The sequence below is a fragment of the Streptomyces sp. NPDC006193 genome (assembly GCF_040613915.1).
In the GTDB taxonomy this organism is placed as follows: Bacteria; Actinomycetota; Actinomycetes; order Streptomycetales; family Streptomycetaceae; genus Streptomyces.
In genome coordinates, this window is the sequence record NZ_JBEXTB010000030.1 from 1 (window position 1) to 21,332 (window position 21,332).

At 73.6% G+C, this 21,332-nt stretch carries 15 protein-coding genes; 7 read left to right on the plus strand and 8 right to left on the minus strand.

Annotated elements, in window-relative coordinates:
- Positions 1 to 109: 109 nt before the first annotated feature.
- Both ABZ261_RS23720 and ABZ261_RS23725 read right to left on the minus strand, forming a co-directional pair.
- A complete protein-coding gene (locus ABZ261_RS23720) occupies positions 110 to 2,929 on the minus strand; it encodes a helix-hairpin-helix domain-containing protein (protein WP_356862301.1) in 2,820 nt (939 codons plus the stop codon).
- Positions 2,926 to 3,909: an aldo/keto reductase gene (locus ABZ261_RS23725; RefSeq protein WP_356862303.1), complete on the minus strand. Its 984-nt coding sequence runs from the start codon at positions 3,907 to 3,909 to the stop codon at positions 2,926 to 2,928. The genes ABZ261_RS23720 and ABZ261_RS23725 overlap by 4 nt, the downstream gene beginning before the upstream one ends.
- Positions 3,910 to 4,110: 201 nt before the next feature.
- On the opposite strand from ABZ261_RS23725, the gene ABZ261_RS23730 reads away from it, so the two are divergent.
- On the plus strand, positions 4,111 to 5,166 hold the full coding sequence (locus ABZ261_RS23730; protein ID WP_356862305.1) for an LLM class F420-dependent oxidoreductase: 1,056 nt from the start codon (positions 4,111 to 4,113) through the stop codon (positions 5,164 to 5,166).
- Positions 5,167 to 5,370: 204 nt separating this feature from the next.
- Here the strand turns inward: ABZ261_RS23730 and corA are convergent, their stop codons facing one another.
- Positions 5,371 to 6,366 (minus strand): magnesium/cobalt transporter CorA, encoded by a 996-nt coding sequence (gene corA / locus ABZ261_RS23735; protein ID WP_356862307.1) that lies wholly within the window; start codon positions 6,364 to 6,366, stop codon positions 5,371 to 5,373.
- A gap of 66 nt (positions 6,367 to 6,432) precedes the next feature.
- Between corA and ABZ261_RS23740 the strand changes: the two genes are divergently transcribed.
- From ABZ261_RS23740 to mshC, 4 genes are all read left to right on the plus strand, one after another.
- Entirely contained in the window at positions 6,433 to 7,119 is a 687-nt protein-coding gene (locus ABZ261_RS23740; protein WP_356862309.1) for a histidine phosphatase family protein, read from the plus strand.
- Between the two features lie 90 nt (positions 7,120 to 7,209).
- Positions 7,210 to 7,800 (plus strand): DUF3090 domain-containing protein, encoded by a 591-nt coding sequence (locus tag ABZ261_RS23745; RefSeq protein WP_356862311.1) that lies wholly within the window; start codon positions 7,210 to 7,212, stop codon positions 7,798 to 7,800.
- A complete protein-coding gene (locus ABZ261_RS23750) occupies positions 7,764 to 8,615 on the plus strand; it encodes an SCO1664 family protein (protein ID WP_356862313.1) in 852 nt (283 codons plus the stop codon). Before ABZ261_RS23745 ends, ABZ261_RS23750 begins: the two co-directional genes overlap by 37 nt.
- Before the next feature lie 93 nt (positions 8,616 to 8,708).
- The gene (gene mshC, locus ABZ261_RS23755) at positions 8,709 to 9,938 is read left to right on the plus strand and encodes a cysteine--1-D-myo-inosityl 2-amino-2-deoxy-alpha-D-glucopyranoside ligase (RefSeq protein ID WP_356862315.1); all 1,230 of its coding nucleotides are present in this window, start codon (positions 8,709 to 8,711) and stop codon (positions 9,936 to 9,938) included.
- A gap of 146 nt (positions 9,939 to 10,084) precedes the next feature.
- Here the strand turns inward: mshC and ABZ261_RS23760 are convergent, their stop codons facing one another.
- From ABZ261_RS23760 to ABZ261_RS23780, 5 genes are all read right to left on the minus strand, one after another.
- Complete coding sequence (locus ABZ261_RS23760) at positions 10,085 to 11,005, minus strand: PAC2 family protein (protein ID WP_356862317.1); 921 nt, start codon at positions 11,003 to 11,005, stop codon at positions 10,085 to 10,087.
- A gap of 227 nt (positions 11,006 to 11,232) precedes the next feature.
- Positions 11,233 to 12,849, minus strand: coding sequence for a glycerol-3-phosphate dehydrogenase/oxidase (locus tag ABZ261_RS23765; protein WP_356862319.1), 1,617 nt, complete (start codon positions 12,847 to 12,849; stop codon positions 11,233 to 11,235).
- A 46-nt stretch (positions 12,850 to 12,895) separates the two neighbouring features.
- Positions 12,896 to 14,434 carry a glycerol kinase GlpK gene (gene glpK / locus ABZ261_RS23770; RefSeq protein WP_356862321.1) on the minus strand — a complete coding sequence of 513 codons (1,539 nt, stop codon included), beginning with the start codon at positions 14,432 to 14,434 and terminating at the stop codon, positions 12,896 to 12,898.
- Positions 14,435 to 14,504: 70 nt separating this feature from the next.
- Positions 14,505 to 15,299, minus strand: a complete 795-nt coding sequence (locus ABZ261_RS23775) for an MIP/aquaporin family protein (RefSeq protein WP_356862323.1) — start codon at positions 15,297 to 15,299, stop codon at positions 14,505 to 14,507.
- 388 nt (positions 15,300 to 15,687) lie between these two features.
- Positions 15,688 to 16,452 carry an IclR family transcriptional regulator gene (locus ABZ261_RS23780; RefSeq protein ID WP_356862325.1) on the minus strand — a complete coding sequence of 255 codons (765 nt, stop codon included), beginning with the start codon at positions 16,450 to 16,452 and terminating at the stop codon, positions 15,688 to 15,690.
- Between the two features lie 273 nt (positions 16,453 to 16,725).
- Here ABZ261_RS23780 and metH point away from each other — a divergent pair, with 273 nt between their 5' ends.
- Positions 16,726 to 20,241 carry a methionine synthase gene (gene metH / locus ABZ261_RS23785; protein WP_356862327.1) on the plus strand — a complete coding sequence of 1,172 codons (3,516 nt, stop codon included), beginning with the start codon at positions 16,726 to 16,728 and terminating at the stop codon, positions 20,239 to 20,241.
- Positions 20,242 to 20,572: 331 nt separating this feature from the next.
- Positions 20,573 to 21,274 carry an HAD family phosphatase gene (locus ABZ261_RS23790; RefSeq protein ID WP_356862329.1) on the plus strand — a complete coding sequence of 234 codons (702 nt, stop codon included), beginning with the start codon at positions 20,573 to 20,575 and terminating at the stop codon, positions 21,272 to 21,274.
- The last annotated feature ends 58 nt before the right edge of the window (positions 21,275 to 21,332 follow it).

The window sequence follows — 21,332 nt, forward strand, 5'->3', positions numbered from 1 at the left end:
CGTGGTTCTGGGGGGGCGGCTCGGCGGGCGGGGGGGCGGCGCCCCCGCGGCGCCGCCGCACCCCGGCGCCGCGGCCGGCCGCCCCGGCGGCGGACCGCGGGCCGGGGGATCAGCCAGCCGCCGCCTGCGCGCGCAGCAGGGCCTGCAGCCGGGTCGTGCGGGGCTTGGCCGCGACCTCGGCCACCGCTCGCGGCAGCGCCTGCTCCACGCCGTGCACCACGGACAGATGCCGCTCCGCCCGCCCGAACGCCGTGTACACCCACGGCCTGCTGAGCGTCTGCGCCGCGTCGCCGGGCAGCACCACGACCGCCGCCGGCCAGCGGGCGCCCACCGCCTGGTGCGCGGTCAGCGCCCAGCCGTGCCGGACAGTGCTCTCCACCCGCTCCCGCGGTACGACGACCGGGGCGCCCGCGCACGACAGGTGCAGCCCCTCGGCGTCCGCCCTCACCACCACGCCCGGAACCGTGCGGCCCGGGGCGGGGGAGTGGGCGACCCGGTCGCCGGGGTCGAATCCGCCGAACCGGCCGGGGCCCGGATTGAGCCGCTCCTTCAGGGCCGCGTTGAGGGCACGGGTGCCCACCGACCCGCCGTGACCCGGGGTGATCACCACCGTCTCGTCGGCCGGGACGCCGAGCGCCCGCGGCACGGAGTCCGCGACCAGCTGCACCGTCCGGTGCACGGCCTCGCCCGCGTCCCGCACGGGCACGACGACGATCTCCTTGCCGGGCGCCTCCACCTGGTTCAGCTCACCGGCGCCGATGCCGGAGAGCAGCTCGCCGATCGGACCGGGGTCCGGGACGCGGGAGGCGAGCTGCGGGCAGGCACCGGCGGCGAGGAGATCGGCGAAGACCCGGCCCGGTCCGGCCGACCACAGCACCGCGGGGTCGCCGCTGAGCACCAGCCGCGCTCCGTCGGGCAGCGACTCCACCAGCACGGCGGCGGTCTCCACGTCGAGCTGGGGCGCGTCCAGCACGATCAGCAGGTCGAGTTCCAGCGCGCCCTCCGCGTCCCGGCCCGGCCCCTCGGCGCCGGACAGCAGACCGGCGACCGTGCCCACGGCCTGCTCCGCCGGTGCGTCGCCGCCGAGCAGCGCGGCGAGGCGCCGGCGGCCGTCGGGCGTGTGGCAGGCGGCGAAGACCCGCAGGCCCGCGGCGCGGGCCGCACCGAGCAGCGCGGCCGGCTCGGCGCGCGCCGCCTCCCCGCCGGTGTGCAGCACCAGCCCGTGCCCGGCTGCCGCCCGCACCAGCTCGGCCGCGCCGCCGGACGTCCCCGCGGCGGCCGCCTCCAGGGCCTGCCCGGCCTCCTCGGCCGGGGAGGCGAGCAGCCGGGCCAGGCCGTCGGCGAGGCTCTCCTCGGCCAGCGCCCACCGCTCCAGGCCCACGAGGACCCGGACCGGCCGCTCCTGCTCCCCGTCGGTGTCGGTGTCGGCCTCCCGGGGCGCGGGGGCGCCGGGTTCCTCCAGGGCGTCCTGGAACGCCAGGGCGTCGCCCTCGGCGAGCGTGCCCTGCACCGCCGCGTCCGGGTCCGGCACGCCCTGCCGGCCCAGCGCCGCGGTGAGCGCGGGCACGTCCAGGGCGGTGTGCCCGGCCAGCGCCGCCTGCTCCAGCAGCCGGACGGTCAGCGCCCGGCCCCGCCGCTCGTCGTCCGGGCCGCAGGCGGCGCCGAGCAGCGCCCGCGCGAAGCCGTCGGCCTGGTCCGGCCGCACCCCGCCGACCCGGAGGAGCTGCCACGGGTCCTGACGGAGCGCGGTGTCGGCGCCCTCGCCGAGGGCCCCGGCCACCGCCGCCGCCAGGGTCTCGGGCGCGCCGCCCTCGGCCAGCACGCGGCGCACGGCCTCCACGGTCCCCGGCGCGGGGACGCCGGGCGCGGCGGCGGGGACGGGGGCGGGCCTGCGCACCGGCTCCGGCGCGGCGCGGCGCGGCGCCGGAGCGGGATCGGCGAACACCGTGGCCACCGGCTTCTCGCCGCTCTCGACGGCCCGGACCGCCGCGAGCAGGTCGGCCGCCTTGCCGCTGAGCTTGGCGCCGCTTCGGACCGGGCCCTTCTTCTCGGCCTTGCGCCGCTCGATCCGCTCCCGCTCGATGCGCTGCGCGGCCAGCTCGGCCTCCGCCTCGGACAACCCGCCCGCGGCCTCCGCCGCGCCCTGCGCGCCGTCGCCCTCCCCGGCCGGCGCGCCCTCGTCCGCCGCGCCTTGTGCGCCGTCGTCCGTGGGCTGAGTGTCGCCGTCGTCCGGGGCCTGCGTTCCGTCGCCCTCCCCGGCCGGCGCGCCCTCGTCCGCCGCGCCTTGTGCGCCGTCGTCCGTGGACTGAGTGTCGCCGTCGTCCGGGGCCTGCGTTCCGTCGCCCTCCCCGGCCTGCGCGCCCTCGTCCGCCGCGCCTTGCGCGCCGTCGTCCGTGGGTTGAGTGTCGCCGTAGTCCGGGGCCTGCGTGTCGTCGTCCGCCGCGCCCTGCGCGCTGTCGCCGGCGGCTTGCGTGCCGTCGCCCTCCCCGGCCTGCGCGCCCTCGTCCGACGCGCCTTGCGCGCCCTCGTCCGTGGACTGTGTGTCGCCGTCGTCCGGGGCCCCCGCGCCCTCGTCCGTGGTCCGCGTGCCGTCCTCCATGGCCGGCACGCCGCCCCCGGCGCCCTGCGCGCCCTCGTCCGCGGCCTGCACGCCTTCCTCCGCGGCTCGCGCGCCCTCGTCCGCGGCTTGCGCGCCCTCGTCCGTGGGCTGCGTGGCGCCGTCGTCCGCCGCGCCTTGCGCGGATTCGTCCGCGGGCCTGGCGGCGTCCTCGGCCGGTGGAACGGCCGCGGCCCCCTGCCCGGGGGCGGTGCGCTCCGCGTCGCCGGTGGCCGCCCCGGCCGCCGCCCCCTCGGCGCCCTGGTCCGGGTTCTCACGGGTGTCCGGTGTCCCCGGCCCGGCTTCCTCCGTGGTCTCCGGCTCCGTGCTCACAGCGTGCTCCAGTCGTGATCGGGATAGCGGTGCACGGGCGCCGACACATCGTCCAGCGCCCGGCAGATCTCGTCAGGAAGACTAAGGGCCTCCACTGACAGCGCCGCCGTGAGCTGCCGTGCGTTGCGCGGGCCGACGATCGGCGCGACCACGCCGGGCCGGTCCCGGACCCAGGCGAGGGCCACCTGGAGCGGGGTGACCGCGAGCCCGTCGGCGGCCGTGGTCACCGCGTCCACGATGCGGCTGGCCGTGTCGTCCAGGTACGGCTCGACGAACGGCGCCAGGTGCTCCGAGCCGCCGCGCGAGTCCGGGGGAGTGCCGTGCCGGTACTTGCCGGTCAGCACGCCCCGGCCGAGCGGGGAGGAGGGCAGCAGGCCCACGCCGAGGTCGAGCGCGGCCGGCAGCACCTCGCGCTCCACGCCCCGCTGCAGCAGCGAGTACTCCATCTGCGTGCTGGCCAGCCGGGTGCGGGTGCCCGGCGCCGCGAGCTGCCAGGTGGCCGCCTTGGCCAGCTGCCAGCCGCAGAAGTTGGAGACGCCGGCGTACCGGGCGCGGCCGCTGCTCACCGCGATGTCGAGGGCCTGGAGCGTCTCCTCCAGCGGGGTGCCCGCATCGTAGGCGTGGACGTGCCACAGGTCGACGTGGTCCGTGCCGAGGCGGGCCAGGGAGGCGTCGAGCGCGGCGAGCAGGTGGCCGCGGGAGCCGTCGACGCGGCGGTCGGGGTCGGGAACGCTGCCCGCCTTGGTGGAGACGACGAGGTCCCGGCGCGGCACGAGGCCGTCCATGAGCCGCCCGAGCAGGTACTCCGCCTCACCGTCGCCGTACACGTCCGCGGTGTCGACGAGCGTGCCGCCGGCTTCCCAGAACGCCTTCAGCATGTCCGCGGCGTCGTGCTCGTCGGTGTCCCGGCCCCAGGTGAGGGTGCCGAGCCCGATCCGGGACACGCGCAGGCCGGTACGGCCGAGATGCCTCTGCTGCATGCCCGCGAGATTACTGGCCGGAACCGGAGCGGTGGGCGCCTGTGGACAACCGGGTCCGGCCTGGCCGGGGGCGGGGTCGGGCCCGCGCCGACCGGGCCGCCTCCCCCGGGGGAAGCGCCCGCGGAAGCCTGCCGCTCGGAAGCGGCCGCGCGCTAAGGTCGGGGGCACAGCGACGTTACTGACGGGTAAGGGGAATCGCGCATGCAGCTCGGGATCAACCTCGGCTACTGGGGCGCCGGCATGGACGGCGACAATCTGGCGGTGGCGCAGGAGGCCGACCGGTTGGGCTACTCCGTGTGCTGGGCCGCCGAGGCCTACGGCTCCGACGCGGCCACGGTCCTCAGCTGGGTCGCCGCACAGACCGAGCGCATCGACGTCGGCTCGGCCATCTTCCAGATCCCGGCCCGGCAGCCCGCGATGACCGCGATGACCGCCGCCACCCTCGACTCGCTCTCCGGCGGCCGCTTCCGGCTCGGGCTCGGCGTCTCCGGCCCGCAGGTGTCCGAGGGCTGGTACGGCGTCAGGTTCGACAAGCCGCTGGCCCGCACCCGCGAGTACGTGGAGATCGTCCGCAGGGCGATGACCCGCGAGCGGCTGACGTACGAGGGCGAGCACTGGACGCTGCCGCTGCCCGACGGCCCGGGCAAGCCGATCAAGCTGACCGTGCACCCGCAGCGCGAGCACATCCCGCTGTACATCGCCGCGATCGGCCCGAAGAACCTGGAGCAGACCGGCGAGATCGCCGACGGCGCGCTGCTCATCTTCCCCTCCGCCGAGCACCTGGAGGAGACCACGGTCAGGCACCTGCGCGCCGGCCGGGAGAAGGCGGGCCTGACCCTCGACGGCTTCGACGTGTGCCCGACCCTGCCGCTCGCCCTCGGCCGCGACGAGGACGTGGACCGGCTCGCCGACGCCTTCCGGCCGTACACCGCGCTGTACGTCGGCGGCATGGGCAGCCCGAAGCAGAACTTCTACAACCGGCTCGCACAGCGCATGGGGTACGAGAAGGAGGCCGCCGAGATCCAGCAGAAGTACCTGGCCGGGGACAAGCAGGGGGCCGCCGCCGCGGTGCCGCACGAGCTCATCGACAGAACCGCGCTGCTGGGCTCCGTCGACCGCATCGCCGACCGGATGACGGCCTACGCCGCCGCCGGGGTGACCACGCTCAGCCTGTCCCCGGCGGGCTTCACGCTCGAGGAGCGGATCGCCGCGCTGCGGGCCGGCGTGGAGGCGCTGGAGCGCGCCGGACTCGCCTAGGGGATCTTCAGCGGCCGTGGTGGGGGCTCGGGGGTCTTCCCCGCCACGGCCGTCACGGGGAACAACGCGCCGGCCGCCGCGCGGTTACGACATCCGCGCCCCTTCTTCGCCGCCCGCCGGTCCTGCGTCCGGCCGAGTCCGCTCGCTGTCGTGGCGCGGCCCCACCGCGCCCCGGTTCGACTCGCCCCGACCGGGGTCCTGTCCTCACAGCCAGCCGCGCCGCTTGAACAACCGGTACAGCAGCACCTCCAGCACCGCCATCAGCGCGATCACCCCCGGGTACGACCACGTCCAGTGCAGTTCCGGCATGTGCTCGAAGTTCATGCCGTAGATTCCCGCGATCATCGTGGGGACCGCGGCCATCGCCGCCCACGCCGAGATCTTCCGCATGTCGTCGTTCTGTCGCACGCTCATCTGCGCCAGGTGGGCCGACAGGATGTCCGACACCAGCCGGTCCAGCGCCTCCACGGACTCGTTCACCCGCGTCAGGTGGTCGCCCACGTCGCGGAAGAACGGCCGGGCCTTGTCGTGCACGAAGGGCACCCCGCCGCCGACCGGGCCGTTGCCGGCCAGCCGGGACAGCGGCAGCGCGAGCGGCCCGGTGGCCCGCCGGAACTCCAGGACCTGCCGCTTGAAGGTGTAGATCCGCGACGCGATGGTGCGGGAGCCGCCGGTCTCCGGCTGGAACACCTCCGCCTCCAGCTCGTCCAGGTCGGTCTGCAGCTCCGTCGCCACCTCCAGGTAGTGGTCCACGGTGGCGTCCGCGATCGCGTACAGCACGGCCGTGGGGCCCTTGTCGAGCAGCTCCGGCTCCTCCTCCAGCCGCCGCCGCACGGTGGCCAGCGGGGCACCCTCGCCGTGCCGGACGGTCACCACGAAGCAGTCGCCGATGAAGATCATCACCTCGCCGGCCGAGACGGTGTCGCTCCGGGGCTCGTACACCACCGGCTTCAGCACCAGGAACAGCGAGTCGTCGTACACCTCCAGCTTGGGCCGCTGGTGCGCCTTGAGGGCGTCCTCCACGGCCAGCGGGTGCAGCCCGAACTCGCGGGTCACCAGGTCGAACTCCCGCTCGGACGGCTCGTGCAGGCCGATCCACACGAAACCGCCGGCCGCCCGTGCCTCGGCGAGCGCGTCGGACAGGTCCTCCGGCCCCTCGGTGCGGTGCCCGTGCCGGTAGATGGCGCAGTCCACGATCACGCGGCCCATTCTCCCTTCGCTCGACCGACGACCGGCGCAACCCGTGTTGCGCCTACCCTGGTCCGCATGCCCACGTTGCTGCTCGTAAGGCACGGACGTTCCACCGCCAACACCTCGGGCCTGCTCGCCGGCCGGACACCCGGCGTCGCCCTGGACGAGCGCGGCGCCGCCCAGGCCGCCGCGCTGCCCGTACGGCTGGCCGGCCTGCCCCTCTGCGAGGTCGTCACCAGCCCGCTCCAGCGCTGCGAGGAGACCGTACGGCCGCTGCTCGACGCCCGCCCCGGCCTGCGCGCCCACACCGACGAGCGGATCGGGGAGTGCGACTACGGCGACTGGTCCGGCCGCAAGCTCGCCGAGCTGAAGGACGAGCCGCTGATGGAGGTCGTGCAGGCCCACCCGTCCGCCGCCGCGTTCCCCGGCGGCGAGTCGATGCGGGCCATGCAGACCCGCGCCGCCGAGGCCGTACGCGAGTGGAACGCGCGCGTGGAGCGCGATCACGGCGCCGACGCCGTCTACCTCATGTGCTCGCACGGCGACATCATCAAGTCGCTCGTCGCCGACGCCCTCGGCCTCCACCTCGACCTCTTCCAGCGGATCTCCGTGGAGCCGTGCTCCGTCACCGCCATCCGCTACACCCGTCTCCGGCCGTACCTGATCCGGCTCGGCGACACGGGCGACTTCGCTTCGCTGGCCCCGCGCGAGGAACCCGGCGAGGGCGACGCACCGGTCGGGGGCGGTGCGGGCGCACCGTGATCGACGGCCGCAGTAGGGTGAAGCGGTCCGCACATTCGCTTGTCCGTACGGCCCGCACCGCTGAAACTCACGAACCAATGGAGACAGGACGTGTCCCGTCAGGTGTTCCTCTACGACCAGCCGGACCGCTTCGTGGCCGGCACGGTCGGACTGCCCGGACGCCGTACGTTCTTCCTCCAGGCCACCGCAGGCTCCCGGGTGACCAGCGTGGTCCTGGAGAAGACCCAGGTCGCCGCGCTCGCCGAGCGCATGGAAGAACTGCTCGACGAGGTCGTGCGGCGTAGCGGCGGCAGCGCCGCCGTCCCCGCCGTGGCGCCCTCGGAGATCGCCGACACCGCCCCGCTGGAGACGCCCATCGAGGAGGAGTTCCGCGTCGGCACCATGGCGCTGGCCTGGGACGGCGAGGAGCAGCGCATGATCGTCGAGGCGCAGGCGCTGGTGGAGCTGGACGCCGACACCGAGGAGGACCTCGCCGAGGCCGAGGAGCGGCTGCTCCAGGACGAGGAGAACGGCCCCCCGATGCTGCGCGTCCGGCTGACCGGCGCGCAGGCCCGGGCCTTCGCCAAGCGGGCCCTCGACATCGTCAACGCCGGGCGGCCGCCGTGCCCGCTGTGCAGCCTCCCGCTCGATCCGGAAGGACACGTATGTCCGCGCCAGAACGGATACCGCCGCGGAGCCTGACGGCCGCCGGCGCGGGGGACGGCGCGGGGGACGGCGCCGCCCTCGGCGGGCTGCTCGCGCGAGGTGAGCTGACCGTGCGCGGCCGCATCCGCGAGGCGTCCAACGCGGCGCTGTTCTGCACGGTCTCCCACGAGGGCCGGCAGGCCCCCTGCGTGTACAAGCCGGTGGCCGGGGAGCGCCCCCTGTGGGACTTCCCCGACGGCACCCTCGCGGGCCGCGAGGTGGCCGCCTACGAGGTCTCCGAGGCCACCGGCTGGGGGCTGGTGCCGCCGACCGTGCTGCGCGACGGCCCGTACGGCGAGGGCATGTGCCAGCTGTGGATCGACGTCCATGCCGAGGCGGAGCTGCTCGCCCTGGTCGACGGCGAGGAACCGGAGCCCGGCTGGAAGGCGATCGGCTTCGCCGAGGTCGGCGAGGGACGCACCGCGCTGCTCGTGCACGCCGACGACGAGCGGCTGCGCCGCCTCGCCGTCCTCGACGCGGTGATCAACAACGCCGACCGCAAGGGCGGCCACCTGCTGCCCACCGCGGACGGCCGGCTCTACGGCATCGACCACGGCGTCACCTTCAACGTCGAGAACAAGCTGCGCACGCTGCTGTGGGGCTGGGCGGGCGAACCCCTCACCCCGGAGGCCCTCGACGTCCTGAAGGGACTGCGGGACGCCCTGGACGGGGCGCTGGGCGAGCGGCTGGGCGGCCTGATCACCCCGGCCGAGATCGACGCCACGCGCGCGCGGGTCGACGCGCTGCTCACCTCCGGCACGCATCCGGAGCCGAGCGGGGAATGGCCGGCCATCCCCTGGCCGCCGGTCTGAGCACACCGGGCCGCCCCGTCCGACGGCGCCGGACCGGCCGTCCGGCGCGATCCCGTTCGTACGGGCGGCCCGGCGCCGGTTAGGCTCATGACCATGCATGCCTGGCCCGCTTCCGAGGTCCCCGCCCTGCCTGGTCAGGGCCGCGACCTGAGGATCCACGACACCGCGACCGGCGGCTTCGTCACCCTCGACCCCGGTCCCGTCGCCCGTATCTACGTCTGCGGCATCACCCCGTACGACGCGACCCACATGGGTCACGCGGCGACCTACAACGCGTTCGACCTCGTCCAGCGCGTGTGGCTCGACACCAAGCGGCAGGTCCACTACGTCCAGAACGTCACCGACGTCGACGATCCGCTGCTGGAGCGCGCGGCCCGGGACGGCGTCGACTGGGCCGCCCTCGCCGAGAAGGAGACGGCCCTCTTCCGCGAGGACATGACCGCCCTGCGGATGCTGCCGCCGCAGCACTACATAGGCGCCGTCGAGGCGATACCCGGCATCGTGCCGCTCGTGGAGCGGCTGCGCGAACTCGGCGCGGCCTACGAGCTGGAGGGCGACGTCTACTTCTCCGTGGAGTCCGACCCGCACTTCGGCGAGGTCTCGCGCCTGGACGCGGCCGCCATGCGGCTGCTGTCCGCCGAGCGCGGCGGCGACCCGGACCGCCCCGGCAAGAAGAACCCGCTGGACCCGATGCTGTGGATGGCCGCCCGCGAGGGCGAGCCCAGCTGGGACGGCGGTTCCCTCGGCCGCGGCCGGCCCGGCTGGCACATCGAGTGCGTGGCCATCGCCCTGGACCACCTCGGCATGGGCTTCGACGTGCAGGGCGGCGGCTCCGACCTCGCCTTCCCGCACCACGAGATGGGCGCCTCGCACGCCCAGGTGCTCACCGGGGAGTACCCCATGGCCAAGGCGTACGTGCACGCCGGAATGGTCGCCCTGAACGGCGAGAAGATGTCCAAGTCCAAGGGCAACCTGGTGTTCGTCTCGCGGCTGCGCCGCGACGGCGTCGACCCCGCCGCCATTCGCCTGGCGCTGCTGGCCCACCACTACCGCGCCGACTGGGAGTGGACCGACCAGGTCCTCCGGGACGCCCAGACCCGTCTGGGCCGCTGGCGCTCCGCCGTCTCCCGGCCCGACGGCCCGTCCGCCGACGCAACGGTGGAGGAGATCCGCGAGGCCCTGGCGGACGACCTCGACGCGCCCGCCGCACTCGCCGCCGTCGACCGCTGGGCGGCCCGGCAGGAGCGGGAGGGCGGCACCGACACCGGAGCACCGGGCCTGGTCACGCGGGCGGTGGACGCGCTGCTGGGGGTGGCCCTCTGAGCACCGCGCGGGCGGACGCCCCGCGGTGAGCGCCGACCGGACCCGGCTCGGCGCGCCCGGACCACGGTGAAGGGGCGGTTCCCGCGCGGGAACCGCCCCTTCACCGTGCCGTGACGCCGTCGCGCCCTCGAACCTCCGGACCGCCCTCAGGCCTCCGGACCGTCCTCGTCGTCCTCCTTGGGGCCGCCGCCGGAGGCGGGCGGCCGCGGCTTCCCGCCCGGAGGGCCCACGTCCCGGCGCCGCAGGTACCGCTCGAACTCGCGGGCGATCGCCTCGCCGGAGGCCTCCGGCAGCTCGGCGGTGTCCCGCGCCTCCTCCAGCGTCTGGACGTACTCGGCGACCTCGCTGTCCTCGGCGGCCAGCTGGTCCACCCCCACCTGCCAGGCCCGCGCGTCCTCGGGCAGCTCGCCCAGCGGGATGCGCAGGTCCAGCAGGTCCTCCAGGCGGTTGAGCAGCGCCAGGGTGGCTTTCGGGTTGGGAGGCTGGGAGACGTAGTGCGGTACGGCCGCCCACAGCGACACCGCCGGGACGCCGGCGTGGGTGCACGCCTCCTGCAGGACGCCGACGATGCCCGTCGGGCCCTCGTACTTGGTCTCCTCCAGGTCCATGCGGCGGGCCAGGTCCGGGTCGGAGGTGACCCCGCTGACCGGCACCGGGCGCGTGTGCGGGGTGTCGCCGAGCAGGGCGCCGAGGACGACCACCAGCTCCACGCCCAGCTCGTGCGCGAAGCCGAGCAGTTCGTTGCAGAACGAGCGCCATCGCATGGACGGTTCGATGCCGCGGACGAGCACCAGGTCGCGCGGCTTGTCACCGCCGACGCGGACCACCGACAGCCGGGTCGTGGGCCAGGTGATCTTGCGTACGCCGCCGTCCATGAACACCGTGGGACGGTTCACCTGGAAGTCGTAGTAGTCCTCGGCGTCCAGCGCCGCGAACACCTCGCCCTTCCACTCGCGTTCGAGGTGCGCGACCGCCGTGGAGGCGGCGTCACCGGCATCGTTCCAGCCCTCGAACGCGGCCACCATGACTGGGTCGATCAGCTCGGGAACCCCCTCCAGCTCGATCACCCAGTGCCTCCTTCCGACGTGCCCTCGCTTGACCCACCAACCTTACGGTGTCCGGCGGGGGCGCCCGCAGCCCCCTTGCACGGGGGAGTGAACGGATCACTGCCCCGTTCCCCGGCCCGGAACACCCCCAGGTGGCGGGGCCGGGACCGGGTGGCGGGCCGGCGGCGGACGGGGCGGCGGCGGACGGGGCGGCCCCCGGGCAGGGGGCCGCCCCGGTCCGGCACGGGCTACTTCCCGTCGAGCAGGTCCTGGACCTTCGCGCGGATCTCGTCCGTGGCCAGGCCGCGGATGGTCAGGGTGGTGCGGCGGCGCAGGACGTCGTCCGCCGTCTCGGCCCACTCGTGGTCACGAGCCCACACGACCTGCGCCCAGATCTCCGGGGCGTCCGGGTGGACGCGCTCGCCCAGCTCCGGGTTCTCGTTCGCCAGGCGGGCGATGTCGAAGGCCAGCGAGCCGTAGTGGGTGGCCAGGTGCCTGGCGGTGTCGGCGGCCATGCGCGGACCCGGCGCCGGGTGGTCCACCAGCAGACGGTGCGCGACCGCGCGCGGGTTGGCGACACCGGGCAGCGGCAGCTTCTTCGGCAGCGAGGAGACCGGCTCGAAGTCGTCGCCCAGCGGGTGGCCCGGCAGCGACTCCAGCTTCTTCATGACCGTGCGGCCGATGTGGCGGAACGTCGTCCACTTGCCGCCCGCGACGGACAGCATGCCGCCCCTGCCCTCCGTCACCACGGTCTCGCGCTTGGCCTTGGCGGTGTCGCCGGGGCCGCCCGGCAGCACCCGCAGCCCGGCGAACGCGTAGGTGATGAGGTCCCGCCGGAGCTGCTGGTCCCGGACGGAGAACGCGGCCTCGTCCAGGATCTGGGCTATGTCCTTCTCGGTGACGGACACGTCCGCCGGGTCGCCCTCGTACTCCTCGTCGGTGGTGCCGAGCAGCAGCATGTCCTCCCACGGGAGGGCGAAGGTGATGCGGTACTTGTCGATCGGGGTGGCGAGCGCGGCCTTCCACGGCGAGGTGCGCCTGAGCACCAGGTGCGCGCCCTTGGACAGGCGGATGGAGGGCGCCGCGTTCGGGTCCTCCATCCTGCGCAGGTGGTCGACCCAGGGGCCGGTCGCGTTCAGCACCAGCCGGGCGTCGACGCCGAACTCCTCGCCCGAGATGCGGTCCCTGAGCTCGGCGCCGGTGACCCGGCCGCGGGTGAAGCGCAGCCCGGTGACCTCGGCGTGGTTGAGCACGACCGCGCCCGACTCGACGGCCGCGCGGACCGTCATCAGCGCCATGCGCGCGTCGTTCATCTGGTCGTCGCCGTACACGGCCACGGCCTTGAGGTTCTCGGTGCGCAGCTCGGGCACGTCCTGCGCCGCCCTGGCGGGGGAGAGCAGGTGGCCCACGCCGTCGCCGAACGCGGAGAGCGCGGAGTAGGCGAAGACGCCCGCCCCGAGCTTCGCCGCGCCGTGCGGGCCGCCCTTGTACACGGGGAGGTAGAAGGTGAGCGGGTTCGCCAGGTGGGGGGCCACCTGGCGGGAGACCGCGCGGCGCTCGAAGTGGTTCTCCGCCACCAGCTTCACCGCGCCGGTCTGCAGGTAGCGCAGACCTCCGTGGAGCAGCTTGGAGGAGGCGGAGGAGGTGGCGCCGGCGAAGTCGCCGGCGTCGACCAGCGCCACCCTGAGCCCGGACTGCGCGGCGTGCCAGGCGGTGGAGATGCCCAGGATGCCGCCGCCGATCACAAGAAGGTCGTACGACGCCTTGGAGAGCTGCTCCCTGGTCTCGGCCCGGCTCGGGTTGGAGCCGGAGGCCGGGTGCGTCCCCAGGGCAGGCAGGGTCTGCAGGGTGGACTGACTGGTCATGTCGGGTACTTACTCCTCGTCAGAGTGTCTGAGCCGGGGGAACCGCTCAGCTCTCGTCTTCGAGCCAGCCCATGGACCGCTCGACGGCCTTGAGCCAGTTCTTGTACTCACGGGCGCGGGTCTCCGCGTCCATGCGGGGTGTCCACTCGGCGGCCCGGCGCCAGTTGGCGCGCAGGTCGTCGGTGCTGTTCCAGAAGCCGACGGCGAGACCGGCGGCGTAGGCGGCGCCGAGGCAGGTGGTCTCCGCGACCATCGGGCGCACCACCGGCGCGTCGAGGACGTCGGCGAGGGTCTGCATCAGCAGGTTGTTGGCGGTCATGCCGCCGTCGACCTTGAGGGTCACCAGCTCGTCGCCGGAGTCCTTGACCATGGCGTCGGCGATCTCCCGCGTCTGCCAGGCGGTGGCCTCCAGGACGGCGCGGGCGAGGTGCGCCTTGGTGACGTACCGGGTCAGGCCAGCGATCACACCGCGGGCGTCGGAGCGCCAGTGCGGGGCGAACAGACCGGAGAAGGCCGGCACGAAGTAGGCGCCGCCGTTGTCCTCCACCGACAGCGCGAGCGTCTCGATCTCGGCGGCGGTGGAGATCAGGCCCATCTGGTCGCGCATCCACTGCACCAGCGAGCCGGTGACGGCGATCGAGCCCTCCAGGGCGTACACCGTCGGCTGGTCGCCGATCTTGTAGCCCACGGTGGTGAGCAGACCGGCGTAGGAGTTGATGATCTTCTGGCCGGTGTTCATCACCATGAAGGTGCCGGTGCCGTAGGTCGACTTGGTCTCGCCCTCGGAGAAGCAGGTCTGGCCGAACAGGGCCGCCTGCTGGTCGCCGAGCGCGGAGGCGACCGGGATGCCGCCGAGCAGCTCGCCGAGCGTGCCGCCCTTGATCTCGCCGTAGACCTCGGCGGAGGAGCGGATCTCGGGGAGGATCTGCTTCGGGACGCCGATCGACTCGCAGATCTTGTCGTCCCACTGCATCGTGTGCAGGTTCATCAGCAGCGTGCGGGAGGCGTTGGTGACGTCGGTGACGTGGCGTCCGCCGTCGACGCCGCCGGTCAGGTTCCAGATGACCCAGCTGTCCATGGTGCCGAACAGGATGTCGCCGGCCTCGGCGCGCTCCTTCAGGCCCTCGACGTTGTCGAGCAGCCAGCGGGCCTTGGGCCCGGCGAAGTAGGACGCGAGCGGCAGGCCCGTCTCCCGGCGGAAGCGGTCCTGGCCGACGTTGCGGCCCAGCTCTCTGCAGAGGGCGTCGGTGCGGGTGTCCTGCCAGACGATGGCGTGGTGGACGGGCTCACCGGTGTTCTTGTCCCACAGCACGGTGGTCTCGCGCTGGTTGGTGATGCCGATGGCCTTGATGTCGTCCCGGGTGATGCCGGCCTTGTCGACGGCTCCGGCGACGACCTCCTGGACGTTGGTCCAGATCTCGTTGGCGTCGTGCTCGACCCAGCCCGGCTTCGGGAAGATCTGCTCGTGCTCCTTCTGGTCGACGGCGACGATCCGGCCGTCCCGGTCGAAGACGATGCAGCGCGAGGAGGTCGTGCCCTGGTCGATGGCGGCGATGAACGGGCCTGCGGTGTGGGCGTCGGTCACTGTGTGCTCCTGGAAGATCCGTGGTGGGGGCTGTGCGTACGGCGCTCTGCGGCGCGTGCCACCGAGCGCGTCAGGCGAAGGCGACGTTGTAGATGCCTGCGGCGATCACGCCGCCGAGCAGCGGGCCGACCACCGGGATCCAGGCGTAGCTCCAGTCGGAACCGCCCTTGTTGGGCAGCGGCAGCAGCGCGTGCACGATGCGCGGGCCCAGGTCGCGGGCGGGGTTGATCGCGTAGCCCGTCGGACCGCCGAGCGACAGGCCGATCGACACCACCACGAGCGCGGTGACCAGCCCGCCGAGGACGCCGAGGCCGTTGCCCTTGTCGTTCAGGCCCTGGGTGAGGACCGCGAGGATCAGCACGACGGTGCCGATGATCTCCGTGGCGAGGTTCTGCGCGACGTTCCGGATCTCCGGACCGGTGGAGAAGACGCCGAGGACCGGGCCGGCGCCCTTCTCCTGGGCCTCGACGGCCTTGGCCGAGGTGGCCTGCGCGCCCGGACCGCCGACGATCTCCTTGTCGGTCAGGTGCGCGTGGAACTGGCCGTAGTAGGCGGCCCACACCAGTGCCGCGCCGATCATCGCGCCGAGCAGCTGGCCGGCGAAGTAGACCGGCACGTTCGTCCAGTCGCCGTCCTTGACGGCCAGGGCGACGGTGACGGCCGGGTTGAGGTGGGCGCCGGACAGCGGTCCGGAGACGTAGACGGCCGTCAGAACGGCGAAGCCCCACCCGAAGGTGATGGCGAGCCAGCCGGCGTTCCGGGCCTTGGAGGCCTTCAGCGTGACGGCTGCGCAGACGCCTCCGCCGAGCAGGATGAGTATGGCGGTACCGATGGTCTCGCCGGTGAAGATGTCGGAGCTGGACACCCGCGACTCCTTTGTCCTTCGTCCAGGGGCAGCCGGACCCCGGTTCCCGCCGGGGGTGCTGGCGCCCTCGGGGGGTGAGAGCGATGCCGGCCCTGGCGTTGTCACACTCTAGCGCGTATTGCCGGTAGGTGTTCGACAATGCCGACCGATGGACGGAGTCTTGCTTCGGCGTTACGCGTGCGTCAAGAGTTCTGTTGTCGAAAGCGGGATCGTTATTGATCGCCGCTGGTTGGCGACCTTCGTCTGCGGACGTAAAATCTGCCCCTGTTTGTCCATTTCAGAGTAGGCCGACGGCCGGAACGCCGCCTGGCGTCCCGGCCGCTCCCCGTGCCGCCGGTGCGTCCGCCCGGGCCTTCCCGGTCCGACCCGCCGTGGCGGGCGCCGCCGTTCAGAACCGCCCGGCGCCGAGGTCCCGGGAGACCGCGCGGGCGCAGTCCCGCACCGCCGCGATCAGCTCCGGGCGCAGCTCGCCGTCCCGCCGCAGCCGCTCCACGGCCCCGGTGATGCCGACCGCGCCCACGGGCATGCGGCGGCGGTCGTGGATGGGCGCGGCGATCGACGCCACGCCCTCCCAGGTCTCCTCCACGTCGGCCGCGTACCCCCGCGCGCGCGTGAGGTCGAGGATGTGCTCGAAGTCGGCCGGGTCGCACACCGTGCGGTCGGTGAAGGGCTTGCGGTCGCTCTCCAGCGCCTCGCTGTGCGCCACCGGGTCGTACGCCGACAGCACCTTGCCCAGTGCCGTGGAGTGCAGCGGCTGCATGGCCCCGATCTCCAGCACCTGCCGGCTGTCGTCGGGCCGGAAGACGTGGTGCACGATCAGCACGCCCTGCTGGTGCAGGACGCCCAGGTACACGCTCTCCCCGCTGGAGCGGGCCAGGTCGTCCGTCCACACCAGCGCCCGCGCCCGCAGCTCGTGCACGTCGAGGTAGGTGGTGCCCAGGCGCAGCAGCTCGGCGCCGAGCTGGTAGCGCCCGGAGGCGTCGTCCTGCTCCACGAACCCCTCCTGCTGGAGGGTGCGCAGGATGCCGTGGGCGGTGCCCTTGGCGAGGCCCAGCGACGAGGCGATGTCCGACAGGCCGAGCCGCCGCTCGCCGCCCGCGAGCAGCCGCAGCATCGCGGCCGCCCGTTCGAGCGACTGGATGTTCCGTGCCATCGCCGTCCTGCCTCCGTCCCTTCGACTGCCGGGGCGTCACAACCGCCGTTCGGCAATGTCGAACACTACCGGTCCCTGTCGGCCTCCCGCCAATGGTCGGACGACACCTGTTACATCTCACGCCACCGGGGCGTCGCCCCGGTGGGTGCGCGTCCGTCTCGTGGACGCCGCTGCCCATCCAAGCCGACTCCCGGTTACTCTGACGCCGTGCGGCATCCCGCCTGCCGGGGAAACCGCATAGCCGACAGCCGTCGCACCCCAGGGAGCCCCTTCATGGCCTCGTTGCCCTCGTCCCCTTCCGCCGACAGCCGGGCCCGTGCGTCCGCGCTCCGAGAGGCACTGGCCACGCGCGTCGTGGTCGCCGACGGAGCCATGGGCACCATGCTCCAGGCCCAGGAGCCGACCCTCGACGACTTCCAGCAGCTCGAGGGCTGCAACGAGATCCTCAACATCACCCGCCCCGACATCGTCCGCTCCGTCCACGAGGCGTACTTCTCCGTGGGCGTCGACTGCGTCGAGACGAACACCTTCGGGGCCAACCACTCCGCCCTCGGCGAGTACGACATCTCCGGCCGGGTGTACGAGCTGTCCGAGGCCGGCGCCCGCGTGGCCCGCGAGGCCGCCGACGACTTCACCGCGCGGGACGGCCGCGTGCGCTGGGTGCTCGGTTCCATGGGCCCCGGCACCAAGCTGCCCACCCTCGGCCACGCCCCGTACACCACCCTGCGCGACGCCTACCAGCGCAACGCCGAGGGCCTGGTCACCGGCGGCGCCGACGCCCTGCTGGTGGAGACCACCCAGGACCTGCTGCAGACCAAGGCCGCCGTCCTCGGCGCCCGGCGCGCCCTGGAGGCGCTCGGCCTCGACCTGCCGGTGATCGTCTCCGTGACCGTGGAGACCACCGGCACCATGCTCCTCGGCTCCGAGATCGGCGCGGCCCTGACCGCGCTGGAACCGCTCGGCATCGACATGATCGGGCTGAACTGCGCCACCGGCCCGGCCGAGATGAGCGAGCACCTGCGCTACCTGTCCCGCCACGCGCGCGTCCCGCTGTCCTGCATGCCCAACGCGGGCCTGCCCGTCCTGGGCAAGGACGGCGCCCACTACCCGCTGAGCGCGCCGGAACTGGCCGACGCCCAGGAGACCTTCGTCCGCGAGTACGGCCTCTCGCTCGTCGGCGGCTGCTGCGGCACCACCCCCGAGCACCTGCGCCAGGTCGTGGAGCGCGTCCAGGGGCTCGCCCCGACCGCCCGCGACCCGCGCCCCGAGCCGGGCGCCGCCTCCCTCTACCAGTCGGTGCCGTTCCGCCAGGACACCTCCTACCTGGCCATCGGCGAGCGCACCAACGCCAACGGCTCCAAGAAGTTCCGCGAGGCCATGCTGGAGGGCCGCTGGGACGACTGCGTGGAGATGGCCCGCGAGCAGATCCGCGAGGGCGCGCACATGCTCGACCTGTGCGTGGACTACGTCGGCCGGGACGGCGTCGCCGACATGGAGGAACTCGCCGGCCGCTTCGCCACCGCCTCCACCCTGCCGATCGTCCTGGACTCCACCGAGGTCGACGTCATCCGCGCGGGCCTGGAGCGGCTCGGCGGCCGCGCGGTGATCAACTCCGTGAACTACGAGGACGGCGACGGCCCCGACTCCCGGTTCGCGAAGGTCGCCCGGCTGGCGCGGGAACACGGCGCGGCCCTGATCGCGCTCACCATCGACGAGGAGGGCCAGGCCCGCACCCCGGAGAAGAAGGTCGAGATCGCCGAACGGCTGATCGCCGACCTGACCGGGAACTGGGGCATCCGCGAGGAGGACATCCTCATCGACACCCTGACCTTCACCATCTGCACCGGTCAGGAGGAGTCCCGCAAGGACGGCGTCGCCACCATCGAGGCGATCCGGGAGCTGAAGAAGCGGCACCCGGCCGTGCAGACCACGCTGGGCCTGTCGAACATCTCCTTCGGCCTCAACCCGGCCGCCCGCATCCTGCTGAACTCCGTCTTCCTGGACGAGTGCGTCAAGGCGGGCCTGGACTCGGCGATCGTGCACGCGAGCAAGATCCTGCCGATCGCCCGCTTCAGCGAGGAAGAGGTCCGCACGGCCCTCGACCTCATCTACGACCGCCGCGCCGAGGGCTACGACCCCCTGCAGAAGCTCATGCAGCTGTTCGAGGGCGCCACCGCCAAGTCCCTGAAGGCCGGCAAGGCCGAGGAACTGGCCGCGCTGCCCCTGGAGGAGCGGCTCAAGCGCCGGATCATCGACGGCGAGCGCAACGGCCTGGAGCAGGACCTGGACGAGGCCCTGGAGAGCCGCCCGGCGCTGGACATCGTCAACGAGACCCTGCTGGACGGCATGAAGGTCGTCGGCGAACTGTTCGGATCCGGCCAGATGCAGCTGCCGTTCGTGCTGCAGTCCGCCGAGGTCATGAAGGCCGCCGTCGCCTACCTCGAACCGCACATGGAGAAGTCCGACGCCGAGGGCAAGGGCACCATCGTGCTCGCCACCGTCCGCGGCGACGTGCACGACATCGGCAAGAACCTGGTCGACATCATCCTGTCCAACAACGGCTACAACGTCGTCAACCTGGGCATCAAGCAGCCGGTCTCCGCGATCCTGGAGGCGGCCGAGGAGCACCGGGCCGACGTGATCGGCATGTCCGGGCTCCTGGTCAAGTCCACGGTGATCATGAAGGAGAACCTGGAGGAGCTCAACCAGCGCGGCCTCGCGGCCCGCTTCCCGGTCATCCTCGGCGGCGCCGCCCTGACCCGCGCCTACGTCGAGCAGGACCTGCACGAGATCTACGAGGGCGAGGTCCGCTACGCCCGCGACGCCTTCGAGGGCCTGCGCCTGATGGACGCGCTGATCGGCGTGAAGCGGGGCGTGCCCGGCGCGAAGCTGCCCGAGCTGCGGCAGCGCCGGGTCCGCACGGCCGCCGCCGTGGAGGTCGAGGAGCGCCCGGAGGAAGGGCACGTCCGCTCCGACGTCGCCACCGACAACCCCGTGCCCGCCCCGCCGTTCTGGGGCACCCGGGTCGTCAAGGGCATCCAGCTCAAGGAGTACGCCAGCTGGCTGGACGAGGGCGCGCTGTTCAAGGGCCAGTGGGGGCTGAGGCAGGCCCGCACCGGCGAGGGGCCGACGTACGAGGAACTGGTCGAGACCGAGGGCCGTCCGCGGCTGCGCGGCCTGCTCGACCGGCTCCAGACGGAGAACCTGCTGGAAGCGGCCGTGGTCTACGGCTACTTCCCCTGTGTGTCCAAGGACGACGACCTGATCGTCCTGGACGAGGCGGGCAACGAGCGCACCCGGTTCACCTTCCCGCGCCAGCGCCGTGGCCGGCGCCTGTGCCTGGCCGACTTCTTCCGCCCGGAGGAGTCGGGGGAGACGGACGTCGTCGGCTTCCAGGTCGTCACCGTCGGCTCGCGCATCGGCGAGGAGACGGCCAGGCTCTTCGCCTCCGACGCCTACCGCGACTACCTGGAACTGCACGGCCTGTCCGTCCAGCTGGCGGAGGCCCTCGCGGAGTACTGGCACGCCCGCGTCCGCGCCGAACTCGGTTTCGGCGGCGAGGACCCGGCCGACATCGAGGACATGTTCGCCCTGAAGTACCGGGGCGCCCGCTTCTCCCTCGGCTACGGCGCCTGCCCGGACCTGGAGGACCGCGCGAAGATCGCCGAGCTGCTGGAGCCGGAGCGGATCGGCGTCCGCCTGTCCGAGGAGTTCCAGCTCCACCCCGAGCAGTCCACCGACGCGATCGTGATCCACCACCCGGAGGCGAAGTACTTCAACGCCCGCTGACCCCGCCGGGCTCCCGGCGGGAGCCCGGCGGCCGGTCCCTGCCGCCGCGGGCGCCTGCGGTCGCGCGGGGAGCGGGGCGCCCCCAGGACAGGCGGCCCCAGGACAGGCGGCCCCAGGACAGGCGGCCCCCTGCCGTGCCGGCGCCCGCCCGCTCGGGCCGGGCGCGCCGGCGGACCCGGCCGGTGGGACGGGGCGTGTCCGAGGGTCCGCCGCCCGAGCCGAGTGGTGCACGAGGCGTTCCGTCCGGCGGCGTCGTACACTGGTCGGTCCACTGCAGGCCGGTTCCCCGCCCGGGAACCGGCCTGGTCGTCCCTCAAGGAGGTGCGCCCGGATGACCAGCACGGTCCCCGCGCTCGGAACCCGAACAGCCGAAGGCTCCGCCCTGCAGGCGGTGCTCCTCGACATGGACGGCACCCTGGTGGACACCGAGGGCTTCTGGTGGGACGTCGAGGTGGAGGTCTTCGCCTCCCTCGGCCACACCCTCGACGACTCCTGGCGGCACGTCGTGGTCGGCGGCCCCATGACCCGCAGCGCCGGCTTCCTCATCGAGGCCACCGGCGCCGACATCACCCTCGCCGAACTCACGGTGCTGCTCAACGAGGCCTTCGAGGAGCGGATCGACGGCGGACTGCCGCTGATGCCCGGCGCCGCCCGGCTGCTCGCGGAGCTGCGCCTGCACGGCCTGCCCACGGCTCTGGTCTCCGCCTCGCACCGGCGCATCATCGACCGCGTCCTGTCCGTGCTGGGCCCGCACCACTTCGACCTCTCCATCGCCGGGGACGAGGTCTCCCGCACCAAGCCCTTCCCGGACCCGTATCTGCTGGCCGCCGCGGGGCTCGGCGCGCACCCCGCCCGGTGCGCCGTGATCGAGGACACCGTGACCGGGGTCGCCGCCGCGGAGGCCGCGGGCTGCCGCGTGGTCGCCGTACCGTCCGTCGCGCCGATCGGGCCGGCCGCCGGACGGACCGTCGTCTCGTCCCTGGAAGAGGTCGACCTGGCATTTCTGCAGGCTCTGATGACGGAAATGCGCTAGGCGTTCACCCAGCGTGCGAAGCCCATTGGGGGGCTGGACATATTCCCCGGGGAAGTAC

Bases quoted from the DNA above. Each gene is read 5' to 3' on its own strand.
- ABZ261_RS23725 (WP_356862303.1), bottom strand. From the start codon at position 3,909: ATGCAGCAGAGGCATCTCGGCCGTACCGGCCTGCGCGTGTCCCGGATC.
- ABZ261_RS23730 (WP_356862305.1), top strand. From the start codon at position 4,111: ATGCAGCTCGGGATCAACCTCGGCTACTGGGGCGCCGGCATGGACGGC.
- ABZ261_RS23740 (WP_356862309.1), top strand. From the start codon at position 6,433: ATGCCCACGTTGCTGCTCGTAAGGCACGGACGTTCCACCGCCAACACC.
- ABZ261_RS23750 (WP_356862313.1), top strand. From the start codon at position 7,764: ATGTCCGCGCCAGAACGGATACCGCCGCGGAGCCTGACGGCCGCCGGC.
- mshC (WP_356862315.1), top strand. From the start codon at position 8,709: ATGCATGCCTGGCCCGCTTCCGAGGTCCCCGCCCTGCCTGGTCAGGGC.
- ABZ261_RS23765 (WP_356862319.1), bottom strand. From the start codon at position 12,849: ATGACCAGTCAGTCCACCCTGCAGACCCTGCCTGCCCTGGGGACGCAC.
- ABZ261_RS23780 (WP_356862325.1), bottom strand. From the start codon at position 16,452: ATGGCACGGAACATCCAGTCGCTCGAACGGGCGGCCGCGATGCTGCGG.
- metH (WP_356862327.1), top strand. From the start codon at position 16,726: ATGGCCTCGTTGCCCTCGTCCCCTTCCGCCGACAGCCGGGCCCGTGCG.
- ABZ261_RS23790 (WP_356862329.1), top strand. From the start codon at position 20,573: ATGACCAGCACGGTCCCCGCGCTCGGAACCCGAACAGCCGAAGGCTCC.